The organism is Flintibacter sp. (assembly GCF_046973065.1).
The window spans coordinates 47,590-66,123 of the sequence record NZ_JBKVXZ010000013.1; the positions used below are offsets into that span (position 1 = coordinate 47,590).

Below are 18,534 nucleotides of genomic sequence, written 5' to 3' on the forward strand. Positions count from 1 at the left end.
GTCACGCGCGCCCGTCGGTGCGCTGTTTCAAATAGACCATCAGCACCGCCACGTCCGCCGGGGACACGCCGGACACCCGGCTGGCCTGTCCCAGGTTCCGGGGGCGGATCTGCTGCAATTTCTGCCGGGCCTCCAAACGCAGACCCTGGATGGCCTCATAGTCCGTGTCGGCGGGCAGGGGCCAGCTCTCCAGCTTCTTCATTTCCTCCACCTGGCGTAGCTGGCGCTGGATGTAGCCCTGATACTTGACGGCGATCTCCACCGCCTGGGTGATCTCCGGGGAGAGGTCCGGGCGGTCGGGATCAAAGGGAGCCAGGGACTCATAGCTCACCGGGGGACGGCGGAGCAGGTCGGCAAGCCGCGCTCCGTTCTGCACGGGGGCTTGGTTCCGGTCCGCCAAAAAGGCGTCCAGAGCGGGGGAGGGGGCCACGCCGGTGTGCTCCAGGCGCTTGCACTCCCGGTCCACGGCGGCGTATTTGGCCTGCACCGCCTCCAGCTGCTCCTTGGGGACCAGGCCCAGCTCATAGCCCAGGGGGGTGAGCCGCTGGTCGGCGTTGTCCTGGCGGTGAAGCAGGCGGTACTCGGTGCGGGAGGTCATCATGCGGTAGGGTTCGTTGGTGCCCTTGGTGACCAGGTCGTCAATGAGTACCCCAATGTACCCCTGGTCCCGGCCCAGAATAAAGGGCTCCTTGCCCTGAATTTTCCGAGCGGCGTTCACGCCCGCCACAAAACCCTGGACGGCGGCCTCCTCATAGCCGGAGGAGCCGTTAAACTGTCCCGCGCCGTACAGGCCGGGGACGGTCTTGACCTCCAGAGTGGCCAGCAGCTGGGTGGGGTCAATGCAGTCGTACTCGATGGCATAGGCGGGACGGGTCATCTCGGCCTGCTCCAGGCCGGGGATGGTATGGAGCATCTCAATCTGCACCTGTTCGGGCAGGGAGGAAGAGAAGCCCTGGATGTACAGCTCCTCGGTGTCCAGGCCCATGGGCTCAACAAAGAGCTGGTGGCGCTCCTTGTCGGGGAAGCGGACGATTTTCGTCTCAATGGAGGGGCAGTACCGGGGGCCTACCCCTTCGATGGTGCCGTCGTAGAGGGGGGAACGATCCAGATTGGCCCGGATGATGTCGTGGGTCTTCTCGTTGGTGTAGGTGAGGTAGCACACTGCCCGGTTCTGGGGGTGCTCCCGGGTGGTGAAGGAGAAGGGCTGGGCGTCCGGGTCCCCCTCCTGAAGCTCCATCTGGGAGAAGTCCACGCTGCGGGCATTCACCCGGGGGGGCGTGCCCGTCTTGAAGCGGCGGATGGACACCCCCAGCTCCAGCAGTGACTGGGTGAGGGGCAGGGCGGCAGCCAGGCCGTCCGGGCCGGAGTCCCGCACGACCTCGCCCACAATGGTGCGGCCGCCCAGGTAGGTGCCGGTAGCAATAATGGCCGCCTTCACGGCGAACACTGCCCCGGTGTGGGTGACCACGGCGGAAACGGCCCCGTTTTCGGTACGGATGGCCACCACCTCGGCCTGCTTGACCCACAGGTTCTCCTGGCGCTCCAGGGTGTGCTTCATGATCTTCTGGTACTCCCGCCGGTCGGCCTGAGCACGCAGGGACCACACCGCCGGGCCTTTGCCCCGGTTGAGGATGCGGTACTGGATGCAGGCCTTGTCGGCGGCCCTACCCATCTCGCCTCCCAGGGCGTCCAGCTCCCGCACCAGGTGGCCCTTGCCTGTGCCGCCGATGGCGGGGTTGCAGGGCATGTTGCCCACCGCGTCAAGGTTAATGGTAAAACACACCGTGCGCAGGCCCATGCGGGCGGCGGCCAAAGCCGCTTCAATGCCCGCGTGGCCCGCGCCGATCACGGCGATATCATATTGTCCAGCGTCGTAATAGGTCATAAGTTCGTCTCTTTTCTCTCCGCAGAGCGGGGGAAACCCCAAAATAACTCCCGTATTTTATCACGTTTTTTTTCACCGGACAAGAGCCAGGGCGCCCATGGGCGGGGTGTGCTTTTCCACTTGTGTCTTTGCACAAAAATATGGTATAATAAGTAGTGATACTGCCGCAGTATGCTTGCGGCAAGCTGGGAGGAGGTGACTGCCGGTGAAGTACAAAGAGTGGAGTATGCCCTCGGGCAGCCCCAGGGTGCGCCAAAATCTGGAGGCGGCGGGCATCCCTGCCCTGCTGGCGGCCATCCTGGCCGCCCGGGGCATCACCCAGCCTGACCAGGCCCGGCGGCTGCTCACCCCTGGAGCGGAACCGGTGCTGGACCCCATGCTGCTGCGGGACATGGACCGGGCGGCGGCGCGGGTGCGCCGGGCGCTGGAGACAGGGGAGCACCTGGCGGTCTACGGGGACTACGATGTGGACGGCATTACCTCCACCTGCCTGCTTACCGACTGCCTGCGGCGCATGGGGGGACAGGTGACCCCCTACATCCCCGACCGTTTGGAGGAGGGGTACGGCCTCAACCTGGAGGCCATCCACACCCTGGCCGACCAGGGGGTGACCCTCATTGTCACGGTGGACTGCGGCATCACTGCCGTGGAGGAGGTGGCCTTTGCCGCCGGACTTGGTGTGGACGTGGTGGTTACCGACCACCACGAGTGCAAAGACCCGCTGCCCGCCGCCGTAGCGGTGGTGGACCCCCACCGTTCCGACTGTCTCTACCCCTTCAAGGGACTGGCCGGTGTGGGCGTGGCATTGAAGCTGGCCATGGCGGTAGCCGGGCCGGAGCGGGCGCGGCAGGTATTTGAAGACTATGCCGATCTGGCCGCCGTGGGCACGGTGGCCGACGTGATGCCCATGACAGGGGAGAACCGCACCATCGTCCAGACCGGATTGGCCGCTCTGGCCCACCCCAAGCGGCTGGGTCTGGCCCAACTCATCCAGGAGGCTGGGCTGGGGGAGCGGCCTCTCACCTCGGTGTCCATCGGCTATACTCTGGCTCCCCGCATCAACGCTGCCGGACGCATGGGCAAGGCGGCTCTGGCCGGGGAACTGCTGCTGACCCACTCCCCCCAGCGGGCTCAGGAGCTGGCCCAGGAGCTGTGCCAGCTCAACCGGGAGCGGCAGAACATTGAGGGAGAGATTTTTCAGGAGTGCATCCAGCGCCTGGACCACCAGCCCCAGCAGGGGGCCATTGTCCTGGCCGACCCGGAGTGGCACCAGGGGGTGGTGGGCATCGTGGCCTCCCGCCTGAGCGAGAAGTATACCTGCCCCACCTTTATGATCTGTCTGGACCAGGGGATGGGCAAGGGATCCTGCCGCTCCTGGGGCGGGATCAACCTGTTTGAACTGCTCATGACCTGCGGCGACCTGCTGGAGAGCTTTGGCGGCCACGCTTTGGCGGCGGGCTTTATGGTGCGGGAGGAGAACATTCCCGCTCTGGCCCAGCTGCTCCGGCAGGGGGTGCTGGAGCAGCAGGCGGGGCAGGAGCCTCCCTCGGTACTGGAGACCGACGGCATCGTCCAGCCTCAGCAGCTGGATGTGGCCTCGGTGGAAGCGCTGGACGCTTTGGAGCCCTGCGGGACCGGAAATCCCCGCCCGGTGCTGGTCATTACCGGGGCCCATGTCCAGTCTGCCGTCCAGGTGGGCCGCGGCCGGCATTTGAAGCTGCGGCTGGAGGCCAGGGGGAGCGTGCTGGACGCCATCTTCTTCTCCGCCGACGCCGCCCAGCTGGGCGTGACTCCCGGCTGCCGGGTGGACGTGGCGTTTTATCCCCAGATCAATGAATTTCGCGGCGTGCGCTCGGTGCAGCTGCAGGTGGTGGATCTCCACCCTGCTCTCACCCGGGCGCAGATGGAGCGCTGCATTTACGATAAATACCGCCGGGGCGAGCTGCTTTCCCCCGACGAGGCCCAGTCCCTGCTGCCCGACCGGGCGGAGTTTGTCTGTCTGTGGCGCTATCTGGAGCACCAGAGCGGCCCGGGCGACTGCCTGGAGGACACCCTGGCCCGCATGACCCGCAGCGTGGCCCACTCCAGCGGCCGGCGGGAGCGGCCCAACCACACCCGCATCTGCCTGGAGGTGATGCAGGAGCGGGGACTGATCTCGCTGAAGGTCCAGTCGGGCCGAGTGCACATCACCCTGCACCGGCTGGAGCATAAAGTGGACCTGGAGGCTTCGGAGATCCTGCGCCGTCTGCGGGCGGCTCTGCAGGAGTAGAGCCGGGGCCTGCCCCTGTTACTTTCGATTGTCGAGGTGATTCGATGGACCCCATTTTGGAACGCTATCATGCGCTGGAAGATAAAGTCAGCGCATATACTCCGAATCTGGATACTCAGCGGCTGTTTGCCGCCTTTACCTATGCCGACGCCGAGCACCACGGCCAGCTGCGCAAGAGCGGCGAGCCCTATATCATCCACCCCCTGGCCGTGGCCGACATTGTGGCCGACCTGGGGCTGGATGTGGACAGCGTCATCGCGGCCCTGCTCCACGACTGCATCGAGGACACCAACGCCACCCACGACGAGATCGCCAAAAAGTTCGGCGCGCCGGTGGCCGCGCTGGTGGAGGGCGTCACCAAGCTGACGAGGGTGCAGTATGTCTCCAAGGAAGAGGAGCAGATGGAGAATCTGCGCAAGATGCTCATGGCCATGGCCCAGGACATCCGGGTGATCCTCATCAAGATCTGCGACCGCCTTCACAACATGCGCACCATGGAGTACCAGTCTCCCAAGAAGCAGCGGGAGAAGAGCCTGGAGACCATGGAGATCTACGCCCCTCTGGCCCACCGCTTAGGTATGCAGAAGCTCAAATGGGAGCTGGAGGACCTGTCTCTTCGTTACCTGGACCCGGTGGGGTACAAGGAGATCGAGGAGGAGATGGCCAAGCGCTCCGCCGCCCACGAGGAGTTTCTGGCCTCCATCCAGCTGCGCATCCAGCAGCGGCTGGAGCAGGAGGGCATCCGATGCAAGGTGTACGGCCGGGTGAAACACACCTACTCCATCTACCGCAAGATGTTTGCCCAGAACAAGACCCTGGATGAGATTTTCGATCTGTACGCCTTCCGGGTCATCGTGGACGACATCCCGGAGTGTTATAACGTGCTGGGCTGCATCCACGATATGTTCAAGCCGGTGCTGGGTCGCTTCAAGGACTACATCGGCACCCCCAAGCCCAACATGTACCAGTCCCTGCACACCACCGTCATCGGCCGGGAGGGCATCCCCTTTGAGGTGCAGATCCGTACCTGGCAGATGCACCAGACCGCCGAATACGGCATCGCCGCCCACTGGAAGTATAAGCAGGGCATGGCCAACAAGAAGCTGGGCTCTGAGCAGGACTTTGAGTGGGTGCGCAAGCTGCTGGAGAGCCAGCAGGACACCGACGCGGAGGAGTTTGTCCGCACCCTGAAGGTGGATATGTTTGCCGACGAGGTGTTCGTCTTCACCCCCAACGGCGACGTGAAGAGCCTGCCCGCCGGAGCCACCCCCATCGACTTTGCCTACAACATCCACTCCGCCGTGGGCAACGGCATGGTGGGCGCCAAGGTCAACGGCCGCATGGTGCCCTACGACACCCCCCTGAAAAACGGCGACATCGTGGAGGTCATCACCTCCAAGAACGCCAAAGGCCCCAGCCGGGACTGGCTGAAGATCGCCAAGAGCAACGAGGCCCGCAACAAGATCCGTCAGTGGTTCAAGCGGGAGCGCCGGGAGGAGAACATCGCCACCGGCCGCGCCCTCTTTGAGGCGGAGCTCAAGCATATGAAAATCCCCATGACGGCCATCACCGCCGAGGACGTGCTGCCCCACATCCTCCACAAGGTGCGCTTCGGCACTCTGGATGAGCTGTATGCCTCCATTGGCTACGGCGGCACCACAGCGGTGAAGAGCGTGGCCCGCATCAAGGACGAACTGGCCCGTCTGGGCCGTCTCCAGGCGGAAAAGGCGGCGGCTGCCGCCAAGACCACCGCCGAGAGCGTCATTGTCCCCGGTTCCACCGCCCAGACGCCCACCTCCGGCCAGGTCAAGCCCAAGCACTCCGACTCGGGCATCATCGTGGAGGGACTGGGCAACTGCCTGGTGAAGTTTGCCAAGTGCTGTACCCCCGTCCCCGGCGACCCGGTCATCGGCTTTATCACCCGGGGTTACGGCGTGTCCGTCCACCGCTCCGACTGCCCCAATGCCGCACCCGAAAAGCGCAAGCCCGAGGAGGCCGACCGCTGGGTGAAGGTGTCCTGGGTGGAGAGCAGCCTGCCCAACTACAAGACCGCCCTGGAGCTTTCCTCCAAGGATCGGGACGGCCTGACCCTGGATGTGGCCATGGCCCTGTCGGCGGCCAAGGTGAAGGTGAATGCCCTCACCGCCCGGTCTCTGCCTGACGGCCACGCCAGCATCAATATCGTGGTGGAGGTCAAGGACAAAGAGGAATTGGCCACCGTCATCAACAAACTCAACAACATCCAGGGCGTGTATCATGTGGCCAGAGCGTCTGGCAAATGATGAGTTAGGAGGGGGTCATGGTGCTTGAGATTTTAGGCGTTCTGTTTGTCTGGAGCTGGCCTATTTGGTCGTTTGTATTTATTTTCAGCCTGATTTCGGCCATCAAAAAGGCAGTCCAAGCGCCGGATGACATAGAGAAAAACCCCGCCCTGTGGCCCGGTGTATGGGCTTCGGTATCTCTGAGTGTGATTTTGGGCGGAATGGTTTCTCTGATCATCTTGGCAACCAGATAAAATAGATAGAATTCAGTTAAACGGAGTCGAATGTTATGCGAGCTGTTGTTACCCGGGTGTCCTCCGCCTCCGTCACCATCGACGGAACCGTGCGGGGCGCCATTGATCAGGGCTATCTGGTCCTGCTGGGGGTCGGTCCCCAGGATAATGAGGCCGTTTGCGATAAGCTGGCCGAAAAGATCTGCAATCTGCGGGTCTTTGAGGACGAAAACGGCAAAATGAACTTGAATCTGGAACAGGTGGGCGGGTCCTTGCTGGTCATCAGCCAGTTTACCCTCTACGCCGACACCAAGAGCCGCCGCCCCGGCTTTACCGGGGCCGCCAAGCCCGATGTGGCTATCCCCCTCTATGAGCGCTTTCTGGACCAGTGCCGCCAGAAGGGCTTCCGGGTGGAGCACGGGGAGTTTGGCGCGGATATGAAGGTGGCTTCGGTGAACGACGGCCCCGTCACCATTCTCTTCGATACGGAACAGGGATAAGGAGGAACGACCCATGAAGGTATCTGTCATGCAGGTGGGCCCCATCGGCACCAACTGCTATTTTCTCCAGGATGAGGAGAGCGGCCTGATGGCCATCATTGATCCCGGCGACGACTGGGAGCGCATCCTCCACCAGGTAAAGAAGGCGGAGGGCGAGGTGAAGTACATCCTCCTCACCCACGGCCACTACGACCACACCACCGCCGTGCCCGACCTGGTAAAGGCGCTGCCCGGTGTGCAGGTCTACATCCACCAGGCCGACGCCAACGGGGCGGGCTCCCAGCTCTTCCCCCTGGCCGCCCAGGTAAAGGATCTCAACAACTACGACGAGGGGGACACCCTCTCCCTGGGCTCTCTTACCATTGAGGTGCTCCACACCCCCGGCCACTCCAAGGGCTCTGTTACCTTGAAGGTAGGGGATGTGCTCTTTACCGGCGACACCCTGTTCTGCGGCTCCTGCGGCCGCACCGACCTGCGGGGGGGCAGCTACGAGGAGATCATGGCCTCCCTCAAGCGGCTGGGCGAGCTGGAGGGAGACTTCCACGTCTGTCCCGGCCACGACCGCACCTCCACCCTGGAGCGGGAGCGGAAGTATAATCCCTTCCTGCTGGAGGCCATGGGCGCGCGATGAAGCTGTATTGGAACCGGGGCGACTACGACTGGCAGCCAGAGCGGTATAAGTACTCGGTGGAGCAGATGATGCTCACCCTCTTCCCCGGAGAGCGGCCCGAGTACCCTGAAGAGCCTGCCGGAGCAGGGGAGGACTGGGCCCGTTTTGCCGTCACACCGGGAGAGAAGTGGGTCACCGTCACGGCCCAGGTGGCGCGGGAGGGCCGTCAGGCCCAGGGCCGCGCCCGTTTTCCCAGGGAGAAACTGGACGAGCCCGCCGAAAAGGTGTATCATACTGTCCAGCACGGACTGAAGATGGCGTTTTACCGCGCGGGAGTGACCCTGCTGGGCCAGGAGCCCCCCTGGGGCGCCCTGACTGGAGTGCGCCCCGTGAAGCTGCCCACCCGGGCCATGCTGGCGGGCGCCACACCCAGGCAGGCCCAGCTGGAGCTGGAGCGGGACTTCCGGGTCTCTCCGGTACGGGCCTCTCTGGCGGTAGGCTGCGCCAAGGCCAGCCTGGCGGTGGACCGGGATTTGCGAGACGACCAGGTGTCGGTGTACATCGGCGTCCCCTTCTGTCCTACCCGGTGCGCCTACTGTTCCTTTGTCTCCGCCGACGTGGGCCGCACCTTAAAGCTGGTAGAGCCCTATCTGGAGGGCGTTTTGCGCGAGATCGCCGTCACCGGCGAGAGTCTGCGCCGGGCGGGCAAGACCGTCCACTCCCTGTATGTGGGGGGAGGAACCCCCACCACCCTGTCCGCTTCCCAGCTCTCCCAGCTGCTGGAGGCCGTCCACCGGGAGCTGCCGGTGGAGCACTGCGTAGAATATACCGTGGAGGCCGGCCGCCCTGACACCATCGACCGGGAGAAGCTGCTGGCCCTCCGGGAGGCGGGCATCGGCCGCATTTCCATCAATCCCCAGACTCTGGAGGATCCGGTGCTCCAGGCCATCGGCCGCCGTCACAGCGCCAAGGACATTCTGGACGCCTACGCTCTGGCCCGGGAGGTGGGCTTTGATTCCATCAACATGGACCTCATTGCCGGGCTGCCCCGGGACAGCTTTGAGGGCTTTTGCCGCTCCCTCAATGGAGTGCTGGCCCTGGAGCCGGAGAATATCACCGTCCACACCCTGGCCCTGAAAAAGGGCTCCCGGCTCATGGAGCAGGGCGGCGCCCTGCCCAGCGGCGAGGAGACTGCCCGGATGCTGGACTACTCCCTGGAGTGCCTGAGCGGCAAGGGGTATCTGCCCTACTACCTGTACCGTCAAAAGTATATGTCCGGCTCCCTGGAGAACGTGGGCTGGTGCCTGAGCGGCCAGGAGAGCGTATACAATATCGTCATGATGGAGGAGCTGCAGACGGTGGTCTCCATCGGAGGCGGCGGCGTCACCAAGCTGGTGGATCGCGCCGCCGGTACCATTGTCCGTCAGCCCAACCCCAAATATCCCCACGACTATCTGGCCGCCCTGGACCGGGTCCTGGCCCAGAAGGAGGAACTGGCGGCCTGTTTCCTTCCCACTCAAAACTGATGTAGTTTTTGATCAAACGCGCAGAACCCGTTTGCGCGTTTGATAGCGCCAAAGGCGCGTCAAGAACTGATCAGACGGCTTTTGCGGCTTCTGCCGCAAAAGGGCAGCGCCTAAGGCGATGCCTCTCTCATAGAAACCCGGGGTTTTTATGAGAGAATAGTATGAAAGGAGCGTTCCCACCATGGCTTACCAGTTACAGGAGATCAACCGCCGGATCCAGAGCGATGTGAAGGAATTTTTAGCCGAGTGCGACGAGAACTACAACCAACGGGTCTCTCTGGCGGCGGATAAGATTCTCTCCAATATTGAGCGCAGCCCCATCGTGCTGCTCTCTGGTCCTTCCGGTTCCGGCAAGACTACCACCGCCATGAAGATCGCGGAGGAACTGCAGCGGCGGGGAGTCAACACCCACGCCGTGGCGATGGATAACTACTTTACCACCATCAACCCCCGCACCGCGCCCCGCACCCCCGAGGGAGATATCGACTATGAATCCCCCCAGTGCCTGGACATGGAGCTGCTCTCCCGCCATTTTACCGCCCTGTCCAACGGGGAGGAGATTCTCATTCCCAAGTATGAGTTTGTCCGCCAGATGCGCAACGACAGCCGGGGCACTCCCCTGAAGCTGGGGAAGAATGAGATCGCTATTTTTGAGGGCATCCACGCCCTTAACGACCAGATCGCCGGACGCCATCCCCAGGCCACCAAGCTGTATATCTCCGCCCGTTCCAATGTGAACGAGGGATCGGTGCTGCGCTTCAAGGGTACCTGGATGCGCCTGACCCGCCGGGCGGTACGGGACTACAACTTCCGGGGCACCGATGTGGAGGATACCCTGGACATGTGGGCCAATGTGCGCCGGGGCGAGAAGCTGTATATCTCCCCCTTTAAAAACAAGGCAGACATTATTTTCGACTCCTCTCTGCCCTACGAGGTGTCGGTCATGAAGAATTATGCGCTGCCTCTGCTGCGGGCCGTGCCTGAAGAGAACGACCGCCGCAGTGAGCTGCTGGAGTTCATTGACGCCTTCCGCTACTTCCAGCCCATCGACCCGGAGCTGGTGGCCAAAGACTCCCTGCTGCGGGAGTTTATCGGCGGAGGGAGCTACTCCTACTAAGCATTTTCCCTATCCCAAGTTTGTTTGGAGGTCCAAATATGCCAGACCGTTCCGTATACAATTCCAGAGATCCCCGCTGCAAAACCCCTTACGGTGCCGTTCCATCAGGCACCAAGGTGCAGCTCACCCTGCGCCCCCTGCGCGCGGAAGGGTTTTCACGGGCGACCATGTCCGCCCGCTTCGAGTTCCGGGATGACGCCACCGTCACCTTGAATATGCCCTGGTCGGGGCTGGACGGAGCCCGGGATCTGTTTACCTGCACCCTGGACACAGGGGACTATGTGGGACTGGTCTGGTACTCCTTTGGTCTGGAGCGGCTGGACGGAAAGGGTCGGAAGATGTTCGGCCCCTACCAGCTCACCGTCTACGACGGGGGAGAGGTGGTGCCGGAATGGTTTGGCGAGGGGACGACCTACCAGATCTTCCCCGACCGCTTCCGCCGCACCCGTGTACCCGATCCCCAGGGTATGGTGGGAGGACGGTGGGTCCACACCGCCTGGCAGGAGGAGCCGGAGTTCCGCCCGGACAAAAACGGAGAGATCCGCAACCGGGACTTCTTCGGCGGCGACCTGAAGGGCGTCATGGAGAAGCTGGACTATCTCCAGGGCCTGGGGGTGGAGACCTTGTACTTCTGCCCCATCTTTGAGGCGGCGGAGAACCACCGCTACGGTACCGCCGATTACAGCAACATTGACCCCATGCTGGGCACCGAGGAGGACTTTACCCAGCTTTGCGCCATGGCCCACCAGAGGGGGATGCGGGTGATGCTGGACGGCGTGTTCAACCACACCGGCTATGTCAGCCGCTACTTCAACGGTGACGGCTTCTATCCCACTCCTGGCGCTTGCCAGAGTGAGGATTCTCCCTACCGCTCCTGGTTTAACTTTATTCACTGGCCGGACCAGTATGAGAGCTGGTGGGGCATTTACTCCCTTCCCGCGGTGAACGAGCACGACCCCTCCTACCGGGAGTTTATCTTCGGCGGGAAAGACAGCGTGGTGCGCCGGTGGCTGCGGGCAGGGGCGGACGGCTGGCGGCTGGACGTGGCCGACGAGCTGCCCGACGACTTTGTCCGGGGCATCCACGAGGCCGCCCGGGCGGAGAAGCCCGATGCGGTGATCATCGGCGAGGTGTGGGAGGACGGCTCCACCAAGGTGGCCTACGGCGTGCGCCGGCGGCACATCATGGGCCGGCACTGCGACGGCCTGATGAACTACCCCTTCCGCAACGCGGTACTGTCCTATTTAAAGGGCGGCGATGCCGCCGACTTTGTCAATGCCATGGAGACGCTGCGGGAAAACTACCCCCGCTTTGCCTACTACTCTGCCATGAACTCTCTGGGTACCCACGACACCGCACGTATCCTCACCTTGCTGGGGGCGGAGGAGGGCTGTGAGCACCAGAGCAAGGAGTGGCGCTCCAACTACCGCCTGGGACCTGACCAGCGCCGCCGGGCCAAGGAGCTTTTGAAGCTGGGGGCGGCCCTGATGTTTGCCTTCCCCGGCTCCCCCACCGTGTACTACGGCGATGAGGTGGGCATGGAGGGCTTTGAGGACCCCTTCAACCGCCGCACCTTCCCCTGGGGAAGGGAGGACTCGGAGCTGATGGGCTGGTTCTCCCGCCTAGGCCACATGCGCAAGCAGAGCCCCGCCCTGCGCCAGGGAGATATCCACTACCGGGTGGGCAAGGGTCCTGTGCTGGCTTTCACCCGCACCCAGGGAGAGGAGACCATCCTGGCTGCCTTCAATACCGGCAGCGAGGAGGCCACCCTGCGCCTGCGGGAACACGAGGGCGTGCAGCTGCTGCTGGGCTCCGCCCGGTTCCACATCGGCCCTGAGGGACATCTGCTCACCTTGCAGCCCCGTACCGGCAGCCTGCTGCAGATTGTACCCATGGAGGAAGAAGAATAAAAAAATCCTGCTGTCTCAGACAGCAGGATTTTTTTATGGCGAGACCGCACAATTCGACAAGAATGATTTGCGAGCAAATTTTTTGTCCGGATGCGGCGCGATTTTGCGACAATACTGGATGTATTGTAAGAAATCGCAACAAAATCCGGGCGCAAAATTTCCGCAAAGCATCGCAGGTGCATTTGTGCGGTGTTGCCTTATATATATCGCTCTAAAATCAGCATGATCCGGCCCTTTTTGGACTGGCCCAGCACTTCTTTGACCACGCACTTGCCCAGCCCCCGGCAGGAGAGCACGTCCCCCTGCTCTACGGTGCGGTCGCTTTTCATACACTCCCGGTGGTTCACCGATACCCGCCCGGCGCTCACCAGCTGAGCGGCCTTGGAGCGGGAGGTAGAAAACCCGGAGGCCAGCACCGCGTCCAGCCGCAGGGCGGCCACCGTGTCCCGGATGGTCTTCACCTGAGGCGGCTTGGGGGTGAGCTCCGAGAGGGAAATCTCCCGCAGCTTGGCCTTCCACCGACCGGCGGACTCCCACTGGCTCAAAAGGATGGGCAGGGCGTCCCGCAGGGCCAGGACCTGGCAGCGGTTTCCCTCCACCAAAATGTCCCCCAGCTTCTCCCGGGTGATTCCAAGCCCCATGAGGGAGCCCAGAATGTCCCGGTGGGACAACTCTGCCCCGTTGGGGAAGGTGGCCTCCAAAGCGGCCAGAGGACCCTCCGGGTCGGCGATGGCGTCCTCTTCCTCCTGCCAGTCGGGGAGAAAGAGACACACGGTGCGCTCGGCATCGGGGTAGCCGCCGAAAAACACGTGCCGGGGGTGCCCCCAGGCGGAAAGTAAATCGGTCACGGACGCCCGCTCTCCCGGGGAGAGAAAGGGGGTATGGGCGGGGATGCCCCGGTTTTGGGACAGCTCCAGCTTGTCCAGCACCCGGGAGAGAAGCACACGCTCCTCGCCGCTGCGGACGCAGCGGTCCAACAGTTCGGTCTTTGTCATCTCAGTAGCGCCGCACCACCGCTACCACCTGGCCCAGGATCTGGGCCTTGGTGCCGTCGATGGGCTGATACTCGTCGTTGGCCGGCATGAGCCACACCTTGCCATCCCGGCGGCGCAGGGTCTTCACCGTGGCCTCGTCCTCGAAGAGGGCCACCACGATCTGGCCCGACTGGGCCTCGCTCTGCCGGTGGACCACCACCAGGTCACCGGGGAGAATGCCTGCCCCCAGCATGGACTCGCCCCGCACCCGCAGGGCAAAGTGCTCTCCAGAGAGACCCTCGGTATCAAAGGTAAGGTAGTCCTCAATGCACTCCTCAGCCAGGATGGGGGAGCCGGCGGCCACGTTGCCCACCACGGGGATCTGGTTGGCGTGGGGATCGGTCTCCTCCGCCACCGGGCGGGGGGACACGCCGGGCAGGGAGATGGCCCGGGTCTTGCCCTCGGCCTTGACGATGACCCCCGCCTCCTCCAGCCCTTTGAGGTGGAAGTGGACCGTGGAGGGGGACTTGAGGCCCACGGCGGCGCCGATCTCCCGCACCGAGGGGGGATAGCCGTGCTCTGCCGTGAAATCCAAGATATAATCGTAAATTTTTTGCTGTTTCGGGGTCAGCGTTTTCATAGCCAAGCTCCTTCCCGGACACACTGGGCGGCGTGGTTTTATTTTGCAAATATTGTACCATATCCCCCTTTGGAAGTCAAACGGATGTTCCAAATAAATGCAATTTGCGGCATTTGTGAACAAATTTTGAATCTGCCCGCTCCCGCCTTGACATTTTGGCCCTCAGTGCTAAAATGTTCAACATGTTAATGATTAAGCTGTTAACGAAAAACGTCGAAGGAAGGGAGGGAACTGCGTGGCAAACCTTGGCATTGATCTGGGGGTGCTGGAGCATAAACTGCACCAGGCCCACCGCAATGCGGTGCAGGCGGAGCTGAATGCTGCCGGCTTGCAGGAGGTAGGTCACCCGCTGCTGTTGTGCATTTTGCGCAGTGCGGGAGACCGCTGTCCTGACGGACAGGTCCAGGCCCAGCGGGAGCTGTCCACTCTGCTGGATATTTCTCCCGCGGCGGTAGCAACCTCGCTGAAATCCCTGGAGAAAAAGGGATATATCCACCGGGAACCTGAGCCCGGCGACGCCCGGCGCAACCGGGTGAAGCTGACCGACAAGGGCCAGAAAGCGGTGGATGACTGCTTTGCCTGCCTGCAGCGGGTGAACCGGCGGATGTACGCCGGCTTTACCACCCAGGAGCAGACCCAACTGCACGGCTTTTATCTCCGTGCGCTGGAGAACCTGCGTCTGGACCAACCATGACCCCTTGTAGGGAAAGAAAGGAAGATCGGACTTGCTTCAACTGTTTTTGACCCACCTCCAGGGCTACAAGCGGCAGGCCGTCAAGGTCCCCATCCTGATCGTTCTGGAGGTCATCTGCGAGCTGCTGCTCCCTCTGGTGATGTCGGAGATCGTGGACACCGCCATCCCCACCGGCGATGTGGGCTACATCTTTAAAATGGGCCTGGTGATGCTGGCTCTGGCAGGTGTGGCCATGTTCTGCGGTGTATTTGCCTCCAAATATGCCGCCTTTGCCAGCCAGGGGTTCGGCGCAAACCTGCGCCAGTGCCTCTTTGACAAGGTGCAGGAGTTCTCCTTTGCCGACATCGACCGCTTCTCCTCCGCCTCCCTTATCACCCGTATGACCAACGACGTCAACGCCATGACTATGATGCTGGCCATGGGCCTTCGGATGCTGGTGCGTGCCCCGGTGATGCTGGTGGCCGCTTTGTGTATCAGCTTTACCCTCAACGCCAAGCTGGCACTGGTGCTGGTGGTGGTCATTCCCCTGATGCTCATTGCGGTGGGCGGACTGATGTTTATCTGTACCCGCCTGTTTGAAACCATGCAGAAGAAGATCGACAACCTGAACAACACCCTCCAGGAGAACCTGGTGGCCATCCGAGTGGTCAAGATCTTCGTGCGGGCCGACTACGAGCGGAAAAAGTTCAAAAAGTCCAACGATGAGCTGATGGATGCCGCCCTGGCCGTTGGCCTGCGCATCATTGCCATCCTGCCCATCATGATGCTGGCCATGAACGGCGCCACCGTGGCGGTGCTGTACTTCGGCGGCCGGATGGTTATGAATGCCACCTTTGATCTGGGCCAGCTGCAGGCCTTCATCAACTACATCGTCCAGATCCTCATGAGCGTGATGATGGTGGCCATGTCCCTGCTGCAGCTCTCCCGTGCCCAGGCCTGTGCCCACCGTATTAACGAGGTTTTGAGCACTGAGCCCTCCGTGGAGGATAAGCCCGAGGCTGAAAAGCAGGTCCTGCCCGCTCCCAAGGGCGAGGTGGAGTTCCGGGATGTGTCCTTCAAGTATGTGGCCACCGGCACCGGCGACGATGTGCTCTCCCACATCAGCTTTGACGTAAAGCCCGGCCAGTTTGTGGCCATCGTGGGCGGCACCGGCACCGGCAAGTCCTCCTTGGTGAACCTCATCCCCCGCTTCTACGACGTCACCGGCGGCGCGGTGCTGCTGGACGGCGTGGACGTGCGGGACTACCCCCTGGAGGAGCTGCGCAGCCGCATCGGCATGGTGCTCCAGACCAACGTGCTGTTCACTGGCACCATCCGGGAGAACCTGAAATGGGGCAAGGAGGACGCCACCGAGGAGGAGATCATCCAGGCGGCCAAGGACGCCCAGGCCTACGACTTCATCATGGCCCTGCCCGATGGCTTTGACACCATGCTCACCCAGGGCGGCACCAACGTCTCCGGCGGCCAGAAGCAGCGTCTGTGTATTGCCCGGGCTATGCTCCGCAAGCCCGCGGTGCTTATCCTGGACGACTCTACCTCCGCCGTGGACTCCGCCACCGAGGCGGCCATCCGGGAGTCCTTCGCCAAGAACCTGAAGGACACCACCGTCATCATCATTGCCCAGCGCATCTCCTCGGTGCAGTACGCTGACGAGATTCTCATTCTGGAGGATGACCACATCGCCGCCCACGGCACCCATGACGAGCTGCTCAAGAGCAGCCCCATTTATCAGGAAATCTATCAATCTCAGCAGGAAGGGGTGGGTGAATAATGCCGGGACCCAATCATGCCCCCAAAGGGGGATATCAGAAGCCCAAGAACATGGGCAAAACCATTGGCCGTCTGCTGGGTTACCTCACCCGCAGCAAGCTGCCGCTGCTGGCGGTGCTGGGCTGCCTGGTGATCTCGGTGTGTACCAACCTGGGCGGCTCCTATATGATGCGCGGCATCATCAACGACTTTATCTGGTCTGGCTGTACCGACGTGGCCGGCCTGGCCAAGTCCATCGCCATGCTGGTGGGCGTTTACCTCATCGGCTGTCTGGCAACCTACGGCCAGTCGGCCACCATGGTGCGTCTGGCCCAGCGGGGCGTCAACCGCCTGCGTAAGGACCTGTTTGATAAGCTCCAGGATCTGCCCCTGAGCTACTTTGACCAGCACCCCCACGGCGAGCTCATGAGCCGCTTCACCAACGACGCGGACAACGTACAGCTGGCCCTGGAGCAGAGTGTCGTCTCCCTGTGCTCCAGCTGCCTGATGTTTGTGGGCCTGGTGTGCCTGATGCTCTTCATCAACTGGAAGCTGTTTATCGTCACCGCCCTGCTGCTGGTGCTGACCATCCAGCTCTTTAAGAAGCTGGGCGGCCGCAGCCGCAAGTTTTATCAGCAGCAGCAGGCGGCTCTGGGCGATGTGAACGGCAATATCCAGGAGATGATCGAGGGCCTGAAGGTGGTCAAGGCCTTTACCCACGAGGAGCGGGCCAAGGAGGAGTTTAAAAAGCTCAACGAGACCTACCGGGACGCGGCCCAGAAGGCCAACTACTACTCCACCATGATCATGCCTGTCTCGGGCAACCTCATGAACATCAGCTACGCCCTCACCGCCGCCTTCGGCGGACTGCTGTCGGTCCTCCAGGGCTTTGACTTGGGCGGCCTGGTGGTCTACCTCAACTACTCCAAGCAGGTGGGCCAGCCCCTCAACCAGATCTCCCAGCAGATGACCACCCTCCTGTCCGCCCTGGCGGGCGCCGAGCGGATCTTTGAGGTCATGGACACCCAGCCTGAGGTAGATCAGGGCTGCGTCACCCTGGTGGGTGCCGAGAAGGACGCCAACGGCACCCTGCGGGAGTACACCGGCTCCGGCCGGCCCCACACCTGGGCCTGGAAGACCCCCCGCAGCGCGGGGATGACTCTGGTGCCTGTGCTCATTGGCCCGGGGGACACTCCCATTGAACTGGGCCAGGCGGTGCGGGAGCAGAAGGACCTGCGGCTGCTGGCTCCCCACCAGGATTCCACCGATGGGATCTGGGTGCGGGTGGAGCCGGACGGCACGCTGACCCCCATCACCGACCCTGCGGCCCTGGCCAATCACGGCTGGGCCTGGAAGTATCCCGACCGGGAGGGCAAAAACACCCTGCACATCATCCGCGGCACCGTGCGCAATGTACCCGGGGAGGACTTCTATCTCACCGAGCTCAAGGGCGCGGTCCGCTTCAACCACGTGGACTTCTCCTATGTGCCCGGCAAGCGGATTTTGAAGGACGTGTCGGTGTACGCCAACCCCGGCCAGAAGATCGCTTTTGTAGGCTCCACCGGCGCGGGCAAGACCACCATCACCAACCTCATCAACCGCTTCTACGAGATCGAGGGCGGTCTCATCACCTACGACGGCATCGACGTCAAGTCCATCCGCAAGGACGACCTGCGCCGCTCTCTGGGTGCGGTGCTCCAGGATACCCACCTGTTTACCGGTACTATTATGGATAACATCCGCTATGGCCGCCTGGACGCCACCGACGAGGAGTGCATCGCCGCCGCCAAGAGCGCAAACGCCCACTCCTTCATTCGCCGTCTGCCCGATGGCTACAACACTATGGTCACCGGCGACGGCGCCAACCTGAGCCAGGGCCAGCGGCAGCTGCTTGCCATTGCCCGGGCCGCCGTGGCCGATCCCCCGGTGATGATCCTGGATGAGGCCACTTCCTCCATCGATACCCGCACCGAGCGGCACATTGAGCAGGGCATGGACGCCCTGATGGAGGGCCGCACCGTCTTTGTCATTGCCCACCGCCTGTCCACCGTGCGCAACTCCAACTGCATCGTGGTCATCGAGCACGGCGAAATTCAGGAGAAGGGCGACCACCAGCAGCTACTGGACCAGAAGGGCCGCTACTACCAGCTGTATACCGGCCAGTTC

General features: G+C 62.6%; 14 protein-coding genes. 11 read left to right on the plus strand and 3 right to left on the minus strand.

Annotated features, from left to right (window positions below; translation table 11 throughout):
* Window position 1 precedes the first annotated feature (1 nt).
* Window positions 2-1,885 carry a tRNA uridine-5-carboxymethylaminomethyl(34) synthesis enzyme MnmG gene (gene mnmG, locus ACLTXB_RS06980; RefSeq protein WP_428226502.1) on the minus strand — a complete coding sequence of 628 codons (1,884 nt, stop codon included), beginning with the start codon at window positions 1,883-1,885 and terminating at the stop codon, window positions 2-4.
* Between the two features lie 205 nt (window positions 1,886-2,090).
* Between mnmG and recJ the strand changes: the two genes are divergently transcribed.
* The 8 genes from recJ to ACLTXB_RS07020 all read left to right on the plus strand — a co-directional run bounded on the left by recJ (window position 2,091) and on the right by ACLTXB_RS07020 (window position 12,311).
* Window positions 2,091-4,154, plus strand: a complete 2,064-nt coding sequence (gene recJ, locus ACLTXB_RS06985; protein WP_428226503.1) for a single-stranded-DNA-specific exonuclease RecJ — start codon at window positions 2,091-2,093, stop codon at window positions 4,152-4,154.
* A gap of 44 nt (window positions 4,155-4,198) precedes the next feature.
* Window positions 4,199-6,436 (plus strand): RelA/SpoT family protein, encoded by a 2,238-nt coding sequence (locus ACLTXB_RS06990; protein WP_428226504.1) that lies wholly within the window; start codon window positions 4,199-4,201, stop codon window positions 6,434-6,436.
* 17 nt (window positions 6,437-6,453) lie between these two features.
* Complete coding sequence (locus tag ACLTXB_RS06995) at window positions 6,454-6,669, plus strand: hypothetical protein (protein ID WP_428226505.1); 216 nt, start codon at window positions 6,454-6,456, stop codon at window positions 6,667-6,669.
* Window positions 6,670-6,704: 35 nt separating this feature from the next.
* Window positions 6,705-7,148, plus strand: a complete 444-nt coding sequence (gene dtd / locus ACLTXB_RS07000; protein WP_008981196.1) for a D-aminoacyl-tRNA deacylase — start codon at window positions 6,705-6,707, stop codon at window positions 7,146-7,148.
* 13 nt (window positions 7,149-7,161) lie between these two features.
* Entirely contained in the window at window positions 7,162-7,779 is a 618-nt protein-coding gene (locus ACLTXB_RS07005; RefSeq protein ID WP_110442181.1) for an MBL fold metallo-hydrolase, read from the plus strand.
* Window positions 7,776-9,284: a coproporphyrinogen dehydrogenase HemZ gene (hemZ, locus tag ACLTXB_RS07010; protein ID WP_428226506.1), complete on the plus strand. Its 1,509-nt coding sequence runs from the start codon at window positions 7,776-7,778 to the stop codon at window positions 9,282-9,284. The genes ACLTXB_RS07005 and hemZ overlap by 4 nt, the downstream gene beginning before the upstream one ends.
* Before the next feature lie 181 nt (window positions 9,285-9,465).
* A complete protein-coding gene (locus ACLTXB_RS07015; RefSeq protein ID WP_428226507.1) occupies window positions 9,466-10,401 on the plus strand; it encodes an AAA family ATPase in 936 nt (311 codons plus the stop codon).
* 38 nt (window positions 10,402-10,439) lie between these two features.
* Window positions 10,440-12,311 (plus strand): glycoside hydrolase family 13 protein, encoded by a 1,872-nt coding sequence (locus ACLTXB_RS07020; RefSeq protein WP_428226508.1) that lies wholly within the window; start codon window positions 10,440-10,442, stop codon window positions 12,309-12,311.
* A 197-nt stretch (window positions 12,312-12,508) separates the two neighbouring features.
* On the opposite strand, the gene ACLTXB_RS07025 is transcribed toward ACLTXB_RS07020, so the two are convergent.
* Together ACLTXB_RS07025 and lexA are read right to left on the minus strand one after the other, a co-directional pair.
* Window positions 12,509-13,306: an RNA-binding protein gene (locus ACLTXB_RS07025; RefSeq protein WP_428226509.1), complete on the minus strand. Its 798-nt coding sequence runs from the start codon at window positions 13,304-13,306 to the stop codon at window positions 12,509-12,511.
* A gap of 1 nt (window position 13,307) precedes the next feature.
* Entirely contained in the window at window positions 13,308-13,925 is a 618-nt protein-coding gene (gene lexA, locus ACLTXB_RS07030; protein ID WP_008981202.1) for a transcriptional repressor LexA, read from the minus strand.
* Between the two features lie 235 nt (window positions 13,926-14,160).
* Between lexA and ACLTXB_RS07035 the strand changes: the two genes are divergently transcribed.
* The 3 genes from ACLTXB_RS07035 to ACLTXB_RS07045 form a co-directional block, all read left to right on the plus strand.
* Entirely contained in the window at window positions 14,161-14,619 is a 459-nt protein-coding gene (locus tag ACLTXB_RS07035; protein WP_008981203.1) for a MarR family winged helix-turn-helix transcriptional regulator, read from the plus strand.
* A gap of 31 nt (window positions 14,620-14,650) precedes the next feature.
* Window positions 14,651-16,390: an ABC transporter ATP-binding protein gene (locus tag ACLTXB_RS07040; RefSeq protein ID WP_428226510.1), complete on the plus strand. Its 1,740-nt coding sequence runs from the start codon at window positions 14,651-14,653 to the stop codon at window positions 16,388-16,390.
* A partial coding sequence (locus tag ACLTXB_RS07045; protein WP_428226511.1) for an ABC transporter ATP-binding protein occupies window positions 16,390-18,534 on the plus strand: 2,145 nt, incomplete at its 3' end. The genes ACLTXB_RS07040 and ACLTXB_RS07045, both read left to right, overlap by 1 nt.